The sequence below is a fragment of the Pseudomonas sp. MWU318 genome, from assembly GCF_016756945.1.
Classification (GTDB): Bacteria; Pseudomonadota; Gammaproteobacteria; order Pseudomonadales; family Pseudomonadaceae; genus Aquipseudomonas; species Aquipseudomonas putida_A.
This window is the reverse complement of the sequence record NZ_JAESJL010000016.1, coordinates 16,820-31,693: the sequence shown is the minus strand read 5'-3', so window position 1 is coordinate 31,693 and position 14,874 is coordinate 16,820. Positions and strand designations below refer to the sequence as shown.

General features: G+C 61.2%; 11 protein-coding genes, 1 tRNA gene and 3 pseudogenes. 9 read left to right on the top strand and 6 right to left on the bottom strand.

Annotated features, from left to right (window positions below):
- Nucleotides 1-5: 5 nt before the first annotated feature.
- The 5 genes from JN524_RS26325 (at nucleotide 6) to JN524_RS26305 (ending at nucleotide 4,486) form a co-directional block, all read left to right on the top strand.
- Nucleotides 6-926, top strand: a complete 921-nt coding sequence (locus JN524_RS26325) for an ABC transporter permease (protein WP_202371215.1) — start codon at nucleotides 6-8, stop codon at nucleotides 924-926.
- Nucleotides 926-1,732, top strand: coding sequence for an ABC transporter permease (locus JN524_RS26320; RefSeq protein WP_202371214.1), 807 nt, complete (start codon nucleotides 926-928; stop codon nucleotides 1,730-1,732). Before JN524_RS26325 ends, JN524_RS26320 begins: the two co-directional genes overlap by 1 nt.
- Before the next feature lie 39 nt (nucleotides 1,733-1,771).
- Nucleotides 1,772-2,806, top strand: a complete 1,035-nt coding sequence (locus tag JN524_RS26315) for an ABC transporter substrate-binding protein (RefSeq protein ID WP_442964294.1) — start codon at nucleotides 1,772-1,774, stop codon at nucleotides 2,804-2,806.
- Nucleotides 2,807-2,868: 62 nt separating this feature from the next.
- Entirely contained in the window at nucleotides 2,869-4,323 is a 1,455-nt protein-coding gene (locus JN524_RS26310) for an amidase (RefSeq protein WP_202371212.1), read from the top strand.
- 86 nt (nucleotides 4,324-4,409) lie between these two features.
- Nucleotides 4,410-4,486 (top strand) — tRNA-Met (locus JN524_RS26305).
- A gap of 105 nt (nucleotides 4,487-4,591) precedes the next feature.
- Here the strand turns inward: JN524_RS26305 and JN524_RS26300 are convergent.
- Nucleotides 4,592-5,704: a DUF2817 domain-containing protein gene (locus JN524_RS26300; protein WP_202371211.1), complete on the bottom strand. Its 1,113-nt coding sequence runs from the start codon at nucleotides 5,702-5,704 to the stop codon at nucleotides 4,592-4,594.
- A gap of 269 nt (nucleotides 5,705-5,973) precedes the next feature.
- On the opposite strand from JN524_RS26300, the gene ggt reads away from it, so the two are divergent.
- The 3 genes and pseudogenes from ggt to JN524_RS27300 all read left to right on the top strand — a co-directional run.
- Entirely contained in the window at nucleotides 5,974-7,806 is a 1,833-nt protein-coding gene (gene ggt / locus JN524_RS26295) for a gamma-glutamyltransferase (RefSeq protein WP_202371210.1), read from the top strand.
- A 395-nt stretch (nucleotides 7,807-8,201) separates the two neighbouring features.
- The gene (locus JN524_RS26290) at nucleotides 8,202-8,570 is read left to right on the top strand and encodes a DUF6124 family protein (RefSeq protein WP_202371209.1); all 369 of its coding nucleotides are present in this window, start codon (nucleotides 8,202-8,204) and stop codon (nucleotides 8,568-8,570) included.
- Nucleotides 8,571-8,699: 129 nt separating this feature from the next.
- Nucleotides 8,700-8,855: pseudogene (locus JN524_RS27300) on the top strand (transcriptional regulator); the annotation flags it as partial.
- Between the two features lie 20 nt (nucleotides 8,856-8,875).
- Here JN524_RS27300 and JN524_RS26285 read toward each other — a convergent pair.
- From JN524_RS26285 to JN524_RS27610, 4 genes and pseudogenes are all read right to left on the bottom strand, one after another.
- Entirely contained in the window at nucleotides 8,876-9,508 is a 633-nt protein-coding gene (locus JN524_RS26285) for a LysE family translocator (protein WP_202371208.1), read from the bottom strand.
- A 75-nt stretch (nucleotides 9,509-9,583) separates the two neighbouring features.
- Entirely contained in the window at nucleotides 9,584-10,183 is a 600-nt protein-coding gene (locus JN524_RS26280; RefSeq protein WP_202371207.1) for a flavin reductase family protein, read from the bottom strand.
- Nucleotides 10,184-10,359: 176 nt separating this feature from the next.
- Nucleotides 10,360-10,797, bottom strand: a pseudogene (locus JN524_RS27615) (methyl-accepting chemotaxis protein); the annotation flags it as partial.
- Between the two features lie 102 nt (nucleotides 10,798-10,899).
- Nucleotides 10,900-11,586: pseudogene (locus JN524_RS27610) on the bottom strand (PAS domain-containing protein); the annotation flags it as partial.
- Nucleotides 11,587-11,915: 329 nt separating this feature from the next.
- Between JN524_RS27610 and JN524_RS26270 the strand changes: the two are divergent.
- Nucleotides 11,916-13,286, top strand: coding sequence for a GntT/GntP/DsdX family permease (locus JN524_RS26270; RefSeq protein WP_202371205.1), 1,371 nt, complete (start codon nucleotides 11,916-11,918; stop codon nucleotides 13,284-13,286).
- Between the two features lie 6 nt (nucleotides 13,287-13,292).
- Here JN524_RS26270 and JN524_RS26265 read toward each other — a convergent pair whose 3' ends face one another.
- Nucleotides 13,293-14,606, bottom strand: a complete 1,314-nt coding sequence (locus tag JN524_RS26265) for an MFS transporter (protein ID WP_202371204.1) — start codon at nucleotides 14,604-14,606, stop codon at nucleotides 13,293-13,295.
- Nucleotides 14,607-14,874: the final 268 nt, after the last annotated feature.

Below are 14,874 nucleotides of genomic sequence, written 5' to 3'. Positions count from 1 at the left end.
TTGCCATGCACGCCTTACCGATTGCCAACACGCTGGAACGCCGCAAGGCCTTCCAGAGCTTCCTCGGAGTCAGCCCCGCACTGGTCGCCATTGGCCTGTTTCTGCTGGTGCCGATCCTGATTGTCATCGGCTATTCGCTGATGGAAGCCAACCCCTACGGCGGGGTCAATAAAGTCTTCAGCACTGACGCTTACACATCGTTGCTGTTCGAACGGCAAATGGACGACAGCCTCGCGTTCGCCGACTCCTACCTGATCATCGCCCTGCGCTCGATCGGCATCGCCGGCCTGACCACGATCATCACCCTGGCGATCGGGTTTCCGGTCGCGGTGTGGCTGGCGATGCAACCGGCGCATCGGCGTGGCCTGCTGATCTTTCTGATTACCGTGCCGTTCTGGGCCAACCTGCTGATCCGCACTTATGCGTGGATTCTGCTGCTGCGCAACACCGGGGTGATCAACAACAGCCTGATGGGCATGGGTGTCATCCATGAGCCGTTGCAATTGTTGTACACCGACGGCGCGGTGCTGCTGGGGCTGGTTTACACCTATGCGCCGTTCGTGGTGTTGCCGATCTACGCGACGCTGGAAAAGATGGATATCCGTCTGCTCGAAGCGGCGCAGGATCTGTATGCCGGCCGCGTGCGCACCTTGCGCAAAGTGGTGCTGCCAATCGCCAGACCGGGAATCCTCGCCGGCGCCATCCTTACCTTCGTGCCCTGCCTGGGTGCAATGATCGCCCCGGAACTGCTCGGCGGCGGCACGCGGATGATGCTCGGCAACCTGATTTTCCGGCAGTTCAGCGATGCACGTAACTGGCCGTTCGGCGCAGCGTTGTCGCTGGTGCTGATGGCCGCGGTGATGCTGGTGCTGACCGTGTATGCCCTGCGCGCCGAGCGCCAGCGCATCGCCAAGGGAGGTGCGTGATGCTCGCGCTATTCAAACGCAAAGGGCTGGGCGTACAGGACTTTCCCGGCTTCGGCGGCTTCAGTTTCCTGTTCTATCTGTACCTGTACGCGCCGATTGTGGTGCTGGTGGTGTTCTCGTTCAACGCCAACCAGTCGGCGACGGTGTGGACCGGGTTCAGCCTCGACTGGTACCGCGCCGCGTTCGCCAATCAGGCCCTGCGCCAGGCCGCCGGCAACAGCCTGTTGATCGCGGTCTGCGCGAGCATGATCGCCACGGCCATTGCCACCCTCGCCGCCCTTGGAACCTCACGCGGAGCGAAGTTCAAGGGCCTGCAGCTGTCGATGGGCGCGATCATGTTGCCGCTGGTGCTGCCGGAAATTGTCGTCGGTGTGGCGACGCTCGCCCTGTTTTCCACCATCGGCCTGTCGCTGGGTTACGGCAACCTGATCATCGCCCATACGGTGTTCTGCATTCCGTTCGCCTACCTGCCGATCCGCGCTCGCCTCAACGACATGGACCTGTCGCTGGAACAAGCCTCCGCCGACCTCTACGCCGGCCCGTGGCGCACCTTCCGCAAAGTGACCTTGCCGCTGCTGATGCCAGGGATTTTTTCCGGGCTGATGCTGGCCTTCATCGTCTCGCTGGATAACTTCGTGATCTCGATGATGGTCTCCCAGGCCGGCACCACGACGTTGCCGATCTTCATCTTCGGTCTGTTGCGCATGGGCGTGACACCCGACGTCAACGCCGTCTCGACCCAGATCCTCGGCGTCTCGGTGCTGTTCGTCAGCCTCTCTTACCTGCTGGGCAAAAAGCCCGCCTGAACCTTCTACGAACCGTGGGGAAATAACATGAGCAAGTGGATGAAAAGCGTCGGCACCGGGTTGTTCCTGATTGTGCCGCTGGTCATGACCGGCAGCGTTCAGGCCGCGGAAAAACTCAACGTGGTGAGCTGGAGCGGCTACTTCTCGCCGGAGATTCTCGCCAAGTTCCAGAAGCAGACGGGCATCGAAGTCACGGTCGATTCCTACGACTCCAACGAGACCCTGCTGGCCAAGCTGAAACAGGGCGGCGCGGGCTATGACGTGGCGATTCCGTCGCACCAGTTCATCCCGATTCTGATCAAGGAAAACCTGCTCGAGCGTTTCGATCCGGTCAAGGAACCGTACTACGCCAGCGTTGTGGATAACCTGAAAAAACCGAGCTGGGACCCTGAAGGCGCGTATTCGGTGCCATTCATCTGGGGCACCACCAGCGTGGTCCTCGACAGTGCGCGCTACCAAGGGCCGGCCGATAGCTACAAGGTTTTGTACGAGCCGCCAGCCGAGTTGCAGGGTCGGATCAACATGTTCGATTCGGTCAGCGATATGGTCGACATGGCCAGCCTGTACCTGAACATTCCGCTGTGCAGCGAAGATCCGAAACAGATGCAGCAAGTGCTGACGCTGCTCAAGGCGCAGAAACCGTTCGTGAAGACCTACAGCTCCAAGGCCGGCTCGATCCGCGAGAACCTCGCCTCGGGTGAAATCGACATGTCGATGTTCTGGGGCGGCTCGTCGATGCGCGCCCGCGAAATGAAACCGAGCCTGAAATATCTGTACCCGAAAGAAGGCGTGCTGGCCTGGGTCGACAACATGGTCATCCCCACCGGCAGCAAGAACCCGGCAAATGCCAAGGCGTTCATCGCCTTCCTCAGCCAGCCGGAAAACTCGGCGATGACCCAGAACTTCCTCAAGCACCAGAGTCCGATCAAAGGCGTCGAACCGTTCCTCGATGCGGCGCTCAAGGATGCGCCGGAGCTGCACATTCCCGAGGGTACCAACGTGGTGTTCAGCAAGACCTGCGGCGAAGGTGCGATCCGCCTCGCTGACCGTCTCTGGACCAACCTGATGCGTTGATTCCTGCCCGCCCCGGCATGCGGCCGGGGCGTTTCTCCAGCCGTCTGAAAGGCGCCGTTGTCATGAATTCCAATAACATCAGCGAACTGGTCCTGCTACAGGCCCATGAGCTCGCCGAACGCATCCGCCTGCGCCAGGTGTCCTGCCGCGAAGTGATGCAGACTTATCTTGCCCATATCGAACGTTTCAACCCGCAGGTCAACGCGCTGATCAGCCTCCAGGCGCCCGATGTTCTACTGGCCCAGGCCGACGCGCGTGATGCCGAACTGGCGCGCGGTGAATACCGTGGCTGGATGCACGGCCTGCCCCACGCGATCAAGGATCTGTCACTGACCCAGGGCATTCGCACCACGCTCGGCTCGCCGCTGTTCAAGGACTTTATCCCCGAGCGCGACGGCATCATGGTCGAGCGGATCAAAGCCGCTGGCGCGATCATCATTGGCAAGACCAACACCCCGGAATTCGGCCTCGGCTCGCAGAGCTACAACCCGCTGTTTGGCGCCACTGGTTGCGCCTTTGACCCGAGCAAAACCGCGGGCGGCAGCAGCGGTGGTGCGGCGGCAGCGCTGGCGATGCATCTGGTGCCGGTCGCCGATGGCAGCGACATGATGGGTTCGCTGCGCAACCCGGCGGCGTTCAACAACATCTTCGGGTTTCGACCTTCTCAGGGCCGCGTGCCGTTTGATGACAGTGCTGATCTGTTCTTCGATCAACTCGGCTATGAAGGACCGATGGCGCGTAGCGTGAGGGATGCGGCATTGCTGCTGTCGGTGCAGGCCGGGGGCGATGCGCGGGCGCCGCTGTCCATCGCTGAATCCGGTGAGGCCTTTGCGGCGCCGCTGGAGCGTGATTTCAAGGGCACGCGATTGGGATGGCTGGGGGACTTCAATGGCTATCTGCCGATGGAGAGCGGCATCCTCGAACTGTGCGAAAAAACCTTTGCCGACTTCGAAAGCCTCGGCTGCCGGGTTGAGTCAGTTGAGCCGGGGTTCGCGCCTGAGCGGTTGTGGAGCAGTTGGCGCACCTTGCGTCACTGGATGGTCGCTGGTTCGCTGGGCGCGGCCTACGCCGATCCGCAGAAGCGCACCTTGCTGAAACCGGAAGCCTGCTGGGAAGTGGAAAACGGCCTGAAGCTTTCGGCCAGCGAAGTGTTCGCCGCATCCGTGGTGCGCAGCGATTGGTATCGGGCGATTTCCCGGTTGTTCGAACGCTACGATTACCTGCTGCTCCCCAGCGCGCAGGTCTTCCCGTTCGACAAGACGCAGCCATGGCCGAGCGCTATCGAAGGCGTGAGCATGGACACTTATCATCGCTGGATGGAGGTGGTGATCCCCGGCACGCTGTCTGGTTGTCCGGTAGCCAGCGTCCAGGCCGGCTTCAACGCACAGGGGTTGCCGATGGGGCTGCAGATCATCGGCCGGCATCAGGCGGACTTCGCGGTTCTGCAACTGGCGCACGCGTATGAACAGGCCAGCCACTGGTTCCAACGCTGTCCTTCACCGCTGCTGGGCCCATGATTTTGATAAACGGTTGAAAGCGTAGAAAAAATTTTTAAATTTACGCTTGACGCTTTTCCATTTCAGGGGAATAATGCGCGCCACTTGGCTACATAGCTCAGTTGGTTAGAGCATAGCATTCATAATGCTGGGGTCCGGGGTTCAAGTCCCTGTGTAGCCACCAAGTACTAAAAACGGCTTACCGAAAGGTAGGCCGTTTTTTTATGCCTCGAAAAAACATCATCTGTGGTGAGGGGATTGATCTCCTCGCCACAATGCCAGGCCTGCCCTATTCAGGCTGCTCTGCCGACAGGGCCATCAGCCCCTTCGCCCAGATCTGCCGAGTACGCAACCCGACCATCGCCCGCCAATCCGGATCGGCCGGATAGAACTGCTCCAGCAGTTTCAACTTGATCGCCCGCCCCGTCGCATCCAGCGGATCGCCATGCAGATGCAACCAGTGATCATCGCGCAAATAACGATGCACCTCCGGGCCCGGATAGGTTCCGCATTCGATCACGAACGGCATCAGTTGCACGCCCGGCAACGCATTGAGCAATGCCTGTGAGGTGTAGCCGGTAGCCGTCGCTGCGACACCGGTTTCGCTCAACGTTTCGGCGCCGGTGTGCAAGGTGTACAACCATGGGCCGTAGATCGACTGTGCTTGCGCCAACGCCGGGTAAGGCGCCTGGGTGATGGTCAGCAACATCGGATGACCGTATTCGCCGGCGCCGGTGTGCAGGTCGAAACACATCACGGTTTGCGCACCGGTCAAATGCGCATCGATGATCTGGTGCAGGGTGCGATTCGACCAGCTCGGCGCGCGGCCGCCATAGAACAGTCCGTCGGGATGACTGTGCTGACCGCCCTCGACAATCGACATCACCGCCGGCCAGCCGTGTTCGGCAATCTGTGCTTCGAGCAAGGCATCGGTGCGCTTACGCTCGGGGCCGTGCAAATCGGTGCAGGCGTAAATCTCGTGCAGCGTGGCGTAGGCGCGGTTGTCCGGTAGCGGGGCGGTGAAATCCAGGTGATTGCGGTTGAGGTCGATATTGTCTTCGTTGACCCGCCGCAGCCACGCCGTACCCCAGGGGTTGATCAGGTGAATCATCACTACCGCGACATCCTTGGGCAGCGAGCCCGGCACGAAAGTCTTCAGCCAGTCGATCTGGCAATCCGAGCCGTAATAGCCCTCGACTCCGTGAGTGCCGCTGAGCGCCACCAGCCGGCGCTTTGCTTGCGGGTCTCCGAGCACCGCGACATCGGTGCTCAGTGGTTCGCCAAACGGTCCGCAACGCGGATGGGCGAATGAAGTCAGGATTGCGCCGGCAGCTGTTGCAGCCGCCAGAAACGCTTCGCGTTGTTGGCGGTAACTGGACTGGGTTGGAAACTCGCTGTGCATATCGGCCTCTTGTGATTTTTATGGCTTGACCTGTGTAGGAGTGAGCCTGCTCGCGATAGCGGTGGGTCAGTCAGCAATGATGTTGAATGTGATGACGCTATCGCGAGCAGGCTCACTCCTACAAGGGATCGTATGCGTCCGATCAATTGCGGTTGACCCTAGCGAATATCCGCCCGGAAAAGAAAGACAAAAATGCCCACCGGTTTGCGTCGCGACCGAGCGGTCGATAAAGTCCGTCAGACCTTTCACCCCATGGACGGAGAGCCCACGTGTTTCCAGCCCTGCCCCTGAGCCGCTTTCGCCTGCCTGCCCTGACGCTGATCATCAGCGCCCTGACCCTCACCGCGTGCAACGCCCCGCCCTCCTCGACCTTGCCGCTGGCGCCGGAAGCCGCCTCGGGCTATCGCACCGATCTGCAGACTCGCCACGCCAGTAAACACATGGCCGCTGCCGCCAATCCGCTGGCCGCCGAGGCCGGTCGCGAAATGCTGCGCAAGGGTGGTTCGGCGATTGATGCGGCGATTGCCATGCAAGCAGTGCTGACCCTGGTCGAGCCACAATCCTCCGGGATCGGTGGCGGTGCGATGATCGTGTTGTGGGACGGCAAACAGGTGCGTACCTACGACGGACGCGAAACCGCACCGGCGGGTGCCACCGAGAAGCTGTTCCTGCAGGCCGACGGCAAACCGATGCCGTTCCCGCAGGCGCAGATCGGCGGTCGCTCGGTGGGCACTCCGGGCGTGTTGCGTGCGCTGGAAATGGCACACAAACAACACGGTCGCCTGCCATGGGCCACGCTGTTCGAGCCGGCGATCAAACTCGCCGAGCAGGGCTTTGCGATTTCACCGCGCCTGCATTCGCTGCTGGAATCCGACCCGGTGATCCGTAAATCACCGGACATGGCCGCCTACTTCCTCAACCGCGACGGCAGCGTCAAAGCCGTCGGCACCCGTCTGCAAAACCCGGCATTGGCCGCCGTGCTCAAGCGCATCGCCACGGAAGGTCCGGACGCGCTGTACAAAGGTCCGATCGCCGAAGAGATCGTCGCCAAGGTGCAGGGCCACGCCAATCCCGGCAGCCTGTCACTGAATGATCTTCAGCGCTATCAGGCCAAAGAGCGCGCGCCGCTGTGCACCGACTACAAACGCTGGCAGGTCTGCGGCATGCCGCCGCCGTCTTCGGGCGGGATCGCCGTGGCGCAGATTCTCGGCACCTTGCAGGCGCTGGAAACCCGCGACCCGCGCCTGTCGCTGACACCGCTCAAACCGGTGAAAACCGACAAACCCGCCGGCATCGAACCGGCACCGCAAGCCGTGCACCTGATCGCCGAAGCCGAACGCCTGGCCTACGCCGACCGCGCGCAATACGTCGCCGACACCGATTTCGTTCCGGTACCGGTCAAAGGTCTGGTCGACCCGGGTTATCTGGCCAGCCGCGCCAGCCTGATCGGCGAGCGCAGCATGGGCAGCGCCAAGCCGGGCACACCGCCGGGCGTGCAGGTGGCCTACGCGCCGGATCGCTCGCCGCTGCGCATCTCCACCTCGCAAGTGGTGGCGGTGGATGACCTCGGTGGCGCGGTGTCGATGACCACCACCATCGAAGCGGCGTTCGGCTCGCACCTGATGGTGCAGGGCTTTTTGCTGAACAATCAGATGACCGACTTCTCGTTCATCCCCGAAGAGAACGGGCAGAAAGTCGCCAACCGCGTCGAACCCGGCAAACGCCCACGCTCGTCGATGGCGCCGACGCTGATCTTCGACCGCAACAGCGGCGAATTCCTCGCCAGCGTCGGCTCGCCGGGCGGTTCGCAGATCATCGAATACGTGGCCAAGACCACCCTCGGCCTGCTCGACTGGAACCTCGACCCGCAAAGCGCCATCAGCCTGCCCAACTTCGGCAGCCGCAACGGCCCGACCGAACTGGAACAAGGCCAGTTCAGCCCGGAGCTGATTCAAGCGTTGAAAGACAAGGGCCATGCGGTGAATGACATCGACATGACCAGCGGCACGCAGGCGATCGTGCGGATCAAGGATGCGCAAGGGAAAGCCTCGCTGGAAGGTGGCGCGGATCCACGGCGTGAAGGGGAAGCGTTGGGGGATTGAGGTGAAAAGGGTTGAAGAAAAGGCCTGCCGCAAGGCAGGCCTTTTGCGCAACACACTGCGTATTTCAAATCAGGATGTTTAATAACGGCCAAGCAAACGCAGAACCGTCCCACAAGGTTTTCAGGTTGTCCGTCGGACGTCAGCTCTCTAGCCTGTGAACGTCGCTGCCAATTCAGCGGCCGGGATTGGAAACCCCGAGTAGAACCGAGCGCACAAGCTCCTTTCATAACGTATCCTTGCGCACTTCAATGTGTGCACTCCGTTATGGCGGCTGTGCGCGGGAGACCTTCGGGTCAACCGGGTTCTCCGTTCCCCGGGTTTCCAACCTGCGTACAGCTGCCACCCTTTCGTTCGGAAACCGAATGGGTCAGCTCTAATCCTGATCGGAGAACACCATGAAAAAGCCAACACCCAATCCCCCCGAAACAGATATCGACCCAACCTCTCCTTACGCCTCCATCGACAGCAAAAAGCTCCACGAAGCCGCCGACCGTGCCCTTGATCATTACCTCAAGCCCGCCGCCCACATGATGGCGCCTACGCGCAGTTACGAACCTATGTACCTTGCCAACCCGGTGTATGACACCGAATCCCTACTGGCCAATGCCAGCGAAACACTAGGCTCGGTCACCGAAATGCTCAACAACTTCGCCGCCGTACTGGACACCTCGCACCGCAAGACCGCGCTAGGCATCGCGCAAATCGTCATGCTCAGTGAGCTGGCGGTGAATCAGGCGCTGGATAACGTTCAGCCGGTCGCGTAGTTATCGCAATGCATTAAAAATCCGATGCCGGGCAGGCATCGGATTCTTAATTCCTGGCGTTGTCCAGAATAGACCTGGCGTGCCTTGTTGCCCTAGAGGCAGCCCCCCCCCTTTGAAGTGAAGTAATCCATGAACGCACGCCCAATTCATAACGAAGAAGACTATCGTGCGGCGCTCAAAGACGTGTCTGCACTTTTCGACAACGAGCCAGTGCCGGGCACTCCTGAAGGTGATCACTTTGACAGCATGATCAGCCTTATCGAAGCTTACGAGGCCAAACAGTTTTCCCATCCAGGAACTACGGCTCAGCGATTAGCCACCAGATGCGCCCCAAACAGCAGATAACAACCACCGGCCAGGCGATCCAGCCATTGCCGTGAACGCACGTAAACACTCGCAATCCGGCGGCTGGCGAAGAACAGCGCGACGCTGCAATACCAGCTGAACGACAGCGTGGCCATGGTCAGCACGGCCAGCGTCAGCAGTAGCGGCGGGACGTGGGCCGGCATCGCGGTGGCGAAGATGGTGGCGACGAACAGTGCCGACTTGGGGTTGGTCATGTTGCCCAGAAAGCCCCGCCCGTAGGCGCCCAGCAGGGTCTGTTGCGACTCATCCAGCGTACCGGCGGCAATCGGCGCTTTGCGTTTGAACTGCTTGAGGCCGAGATAGATCAGGTAGCAGCCACCGGCGATCTTGAAGCTCAGGTACAGGGTTGGCGCCGCGCTGAACAAGGTCTGAATACCCAAGCCGCCGGCAAGGCCCCACAGCACGGTTCCGCTGGCGACGCCGAGCGCCGCTACCACACCATGACGGCGCGAGCGGCTGACCGCCAATTGGGCGATGTTGAAAAAGTTCGGGCCGGGGGTGACCACCGCGACCGTCCACAACAGCGCCAGCGACAGCAACGGAGCGAGATAGCCAGAAAGCGAAAGGTCCATGGGGCGGGCGCCTGATTGGTTCGACGATGCCCCACACCTTGCTACATCCGGCGCTGGTTTTCCATCAGGTTCAGATCATAGCGGCAGGGTTTTACCGTCCACCGCATCGCCAATCGTCAGGAAATGCCCGCCGGCCACATGATGCAGCGTGCGCAAACCGTCGTGCCCGTCGAAATGCCAACGCCCATCGCTGAACACCCGTTCATCAGCCTGAGCGGCGATGACTTCGGCGAGGAACAGGTCATATTGCTCGTGGTTGCGCGGTTCGGGCAGCAAGCGGCATTCGAGCCAGGCCACGCAGCCTTCGAGCAACGGCGCCTCAACGGTTTCACCGGTAAAGGTTTGCAAGCCGTAAGCCTGAAACTTGTCCAGCTCCTGATTCTGCCGGATCTCCAGCCCCGAGGTATTGCCGACTGTTTGCACGATGTCAGCCTGATTGACGCACGGCACGTTGAGCACAAAAGTGCCGGACGCTTCGAGCAACTGGCGGGTCCAGGTGGACTTGTCGAGGACGACGGCGACTTTCGGCGGTTCGAAATCCAGCGGCATCGCCCAGGCGGCGGCCATGATGTTGCGCTGGCCGTCATGGGCAGCGCTGACCAGCACGGTCGGCCCGTGATTGAGCAGGCGGTAGGCTTTGTTCAAGGGAACCGGGCGGCGGTGAGAGGCGCTCATGGGGATCTGCTCCGGGGAAAAGGAACAGATTGTAGCGCCAGCTGCGGGTGAAAACCTGTAGGAGCTGCGGCACGCTGCGATCTTTTGATTCTGGCTCTGCTGCTGGAATTCAGATCAAGATCAAAAGATCGCAGCCTCGTTTCACTCGACAGCTCCTACAGGTATTGGCGGGTGGATCAGTTGCTCAGTTGATTGGCAAACTGGCCGACCGCATCCACCACTTTCTGCGCGCCGTCCTGGATCTCGACGATCACCGTGCCCGCCTCCGCCGCCAGCGCCAGGCCCTGCTCGGCCTGCAGCTTGCCATCGGTCATCAGGGCCACGGCGTTGCGCGCCATTTCCTGGTTCTGCCGCACCACGGTGACGATCTCTTCGGTCGCCTGACTGGTGCGCGAGGCCAGTTGTCGCACTTCGTCGGCCACCACCGCAAAGCCCCGTCCCTGTTCGCCGGCACGAGCCGCTTCGATGGCGGCGTTGAGCGCCAGCAGGTTGGTCTGTTCGGCAATGCCACTGATGGTTTTGACGATGGTGCCGATCACCTGCGACTGCTCGTTCAGGGCCTCGATGCCCTCACCGGCCGCCTGCATGTGGCGCGACAGATCGCGCATCACATTCACCGCCTCGGTGACCACCGCAGTGCCCCGTTGCGCGGTGTTGTCGGTTTGCTGCGAAGTGCTGTAGGCAATGCTCGCCGCGTCGGCAACCGCTTGTTCGCGGTTGACCTGATCGGTGATCACCGTGGCGAATTTCACCACTTTGTACAGTTTGTTGTTGGCATCGACCACCGGGTTGTAGGACGCCTCCAGCCACACCGTACGACCATGGCTGTCGACCCGCTTGAAGCGGTTGGCGACAAACTCGCCGTTGTTCAGGCGACGCCAGAAATTATGGTACTCGGCGCTGTTGTACTCCTCGGGCGTACAGAACATCCGGTGATGTTTGCCTTTGATCTGCGCCAGGCTGTAACCCATGCCATGCAGAAAGCGCTCGTTGGCATTGAGCACGTTGCCATTGAGGTCGAACTCGATCACCGCCGTCGAACGCACCAAGGCACCGATCAGGTTTTCGTGTTCGCGGGAGGCTTCGATGGTGCGGGTCAGGTCGCTGGAGAAGATCGAGAAATGCTTGATCCGCCCGTCCGAAGAGCGCACCGGCTGCACGATGGAGCGCAGCCACGCCTCTTCGCCATTACCACGCAACAGGCGCACGGCTCCGGCGAAATGCTCGCCACGGGTCAGTGCGGCCTTGAAACGGTGATGAAAGTCGTCGGCCTTCACGTGCGCCGGAACGATATCTTCAATGGCGCGCCCCACCAGATCCTGGCTCTTGTAGAGCATCTCGCCGAGGAAGTTCTGATTGACCGACTGAATCCGGCCATCGGGTTCCAGGGTCAGCACCAGCATCTCGCTTTCCAGGCTTTCCTTCACTTGCAGCAGGCTGGAGAGTTCTTCACGAAGCGTAGCCAGCTCTTGCTTGAGGCGTTTGTTGAACATGGGAAAGTACCGATAGGCAGGGTAGAAAGCGGGATGCAGCTTAACCATCGGCCTTGGAAAACTTTTCTGAAGAGCGTTCGAGACCGGTCAGTCAAAAATAATCCCGCCGGGCTTTTACTCCTATCGATCACTCCACTGAGCCGTTACAAAAGCCGCCGCTCTGGCCCGGCCACTTCAGGTATTCTCAGGTCAAATTGCAACAACATGTTGCAGGTAACCGCCCGATAAGGAGTGCCGTTTTGGATTTATCGACCGCTGCCTGGATGGTGCATGACACCCGCCTGATTCTTTGCTGCCTGCTGGCGATTGCGACGATTATCGTGTTGATCAGCGCCACCAAACTTCCACCTTTTCTCTCGATCCTGATCGGCACTTTTATTGCCGGTGTCGGCGCAGGTTTGCCGCCAGAGGATGTAGCGAAGGCGTTCAGCAAAGGCGCCGGGGCGATTCTCGGAGAAGCGGGGATCATCATTGCCCTGGGTTCGATGCTTGGCGCACTGATGGCCGAGTCCGGCGCGGCCGACCGCATCGCCTCGACCCTGCTCGGGCTGGGCAAAGGCAAGTCCCTGCCGTGGGTCATGGCGTTGGTGGCGATGGTGATCGGCCTGCCGCTGTTCTTCGAAGTGGGGCTGGTGATGATGGTACCGATCATCTTTGTCATGGCCCGTCGTTCGGGTCAGCCATTGTTGAAAATCGCCATTCCGGCGCTGGCCGGGATGACCACGTTGCATGCCTTGATGCCGCCGCATCCCGGGCCGCTGATCGCGGTCAGTGCGTTGCATGCCGATCTTGGGCTGACCATGTTGCTGGGTTTCAGCATCGCGATCCCGGCGGTGATTCTGGCGGGGCCGATCTACGGCAACTGGCTGTCGAAACGCATGCACGTCGATGAGCCGGCAGAGCTGGGCGCACTGTTCAGCGCCCCACCGAAAGCGCCGCGCCAGCCGAGCTTTGGTATGTCGCTGCTGATCATTCTGTTGCCAGTGCTGCTGATGCTCGGCAGCACCCTGGCGAAAGTCGCGATGCCCGCGGAAAGCAGCGTCGCCCTGACCCTGAAGTTCCTCGGCGAACCGTTGGTGGCGCTGGGCATTGCGGTGATGGCGGCGGTGATCTGCCTCGGCTGGGCCAACGGCATGCCGCGCGAACAGGTCGGCGGCACCCTGCGTAAAAGCCTCGCGCCAATTGCCGTGTTGCTTCTCACCATCGGCGCTGGCGGCGGCTTGAAGCAGACCTTGCTGGACGCCGGCGTCAGCCAGACCATCAGCAAAGTCGCCGAGGGTGCGCACATGCCCTACCTGCTGCTGGCCTGGCTGATTGCCGTGGCGTTGCGTCAGGCTACGGGTTCGGCGACCGTCGCGACCACGACGACAGCGGGGATTCTGGCGCCGATGATGGCGGGGCTCGCCGCGACGCAAAGCTCGTTGGTGGCGCTGGCGATTGGCGCCGGCTCAGTGTTCTTCTGCCACGTGAACGACGCCGGCTTCTGGATGGTTCGCGAATACTTTGGCTTGCAGCTCAAACAGACCATCTGGGTCTGGTCGATCCTGCAAACCATTGTCTCGGTGGTGGGACTGGCCGGGACGTTGCTCTGGTGGCACTGGCTGACCTGACACTCGTCAGGAACAGGGCGCCACGGATTGGCGCCCGACACCGGGCATGCGCACACCGAAGTACGCCGCGCTTACGATGCCAACCGCCCCCATCACCGCACAGAACATCACGCAGATCCATGGGCTCCACGGCATCAGACCGATCAGCAACAGCGGGGTGATGCTCGCCCACGCGGCGTAGGCAATGTTGTAGGTGAAGGAGATGCCCGACACGCGAATCCGCGCCGGAAACAATCCGACCATCACCGATGGCACCGCGCCGACCACACCGCAGGCCAGACCGGCGATGGCATACGCCAGCCCGACCCAGTTGCCGCCCATGATCAGACAGCTATAAAGCACACCGATGCCCAAGGGCAGCAGCAGGCTGTAGAGCATGACCGTGCGCCAGGCACCGAGGCGATCGACCAGCAACCCGGCAATCACACAACCGATGTTGAGAAAGACGATGCCCAACGCGCTCAGGGCGAAGGTGTGGCTGGCGGTCATGCCGAAGGTTTTCTGCATCATGGTCGGCGTGATGACCACGAACACCACCACCGCCGACGTCAACACGCAGGTCAGCAGCATCGCCGGCAACATCGCCAGACGATGTTCGCGCAGAACCGTGCGCAGCGGCAGTTCGACCCGCGCTTCACGCTGGGCTTCCATGGCCATGAACACCGGGGTTTCGCTCAACCAGCGGCGCAGGTAGACACCGATCACGCCGAACACACCGCCGAGCAGGAACGGATACCGCCAGGCGTAATCAAGGATTTCTGCCGGGGTGAACACTTGTGCGAGAAAAGTCGCGGTCAGCGCGCCAATCAAGTAACCGAAGGTCAGCCCGGCCTGCAAAAAGCCCAGCGCGTAACCGCGATGCCCGGCAGGCGCGTGCTCCGCGACGAACACCCAGGCGCTCGGCACTTCCCCACCCACCGCTGCGCCCTGCAGGATGCGCAGCGCCAGCAACAGCAGCGGCGCGAAATAACCGATCTGTGCATAAGTCGGCATGATCCCGATCAGCAGGCACGGCAGCGCCATCATCAGGATGCTCAGACTGAAAACCTTTTTCCGGCCCAGACGATCGGCGAAATGCGCCATCAGAATACCGCCCAGCGGCCGCGCCAGATAACCGGTGACAAAGATCCCGAAGCTTTGCAGCAGACGCAGCCATTCGGGCATTTCCGGCGGGAAGAACAATTGGCTGAGGGTCAAGGCGAAGAACACGAAAATGATGAAATCGTAGATCTCCAGCGCCCCGCCGAGGGCCGCAAGGCCGAGGGTCTTGTAGTCGGAACGGCTGAACGGCGCCGGTCGCGCTGTGGATTGGGCAGTCATGGCAAAGAACTCTGGCAGGAAAAAAACCAAGGCGCCCATGGTCTACGCAAATCCGCCTGGGGACAACCCGTTAGACCATAGTCCCGGTTTGGCAGAACCTGCTCACAAATTGGCGGCGGTTGATTTACTGTTTAAGCCTGTCCGGAGGAACCAGGTCAACGCCGACTGACCGGAGTGAACCCGTGTGGGAGCGAGCCTGCTCGCGAAGGCCTCAGCCCAGCCAACTTCGATGTTGAATGTGCCGACCTCTTCGCGAGCAGGCTCGCTC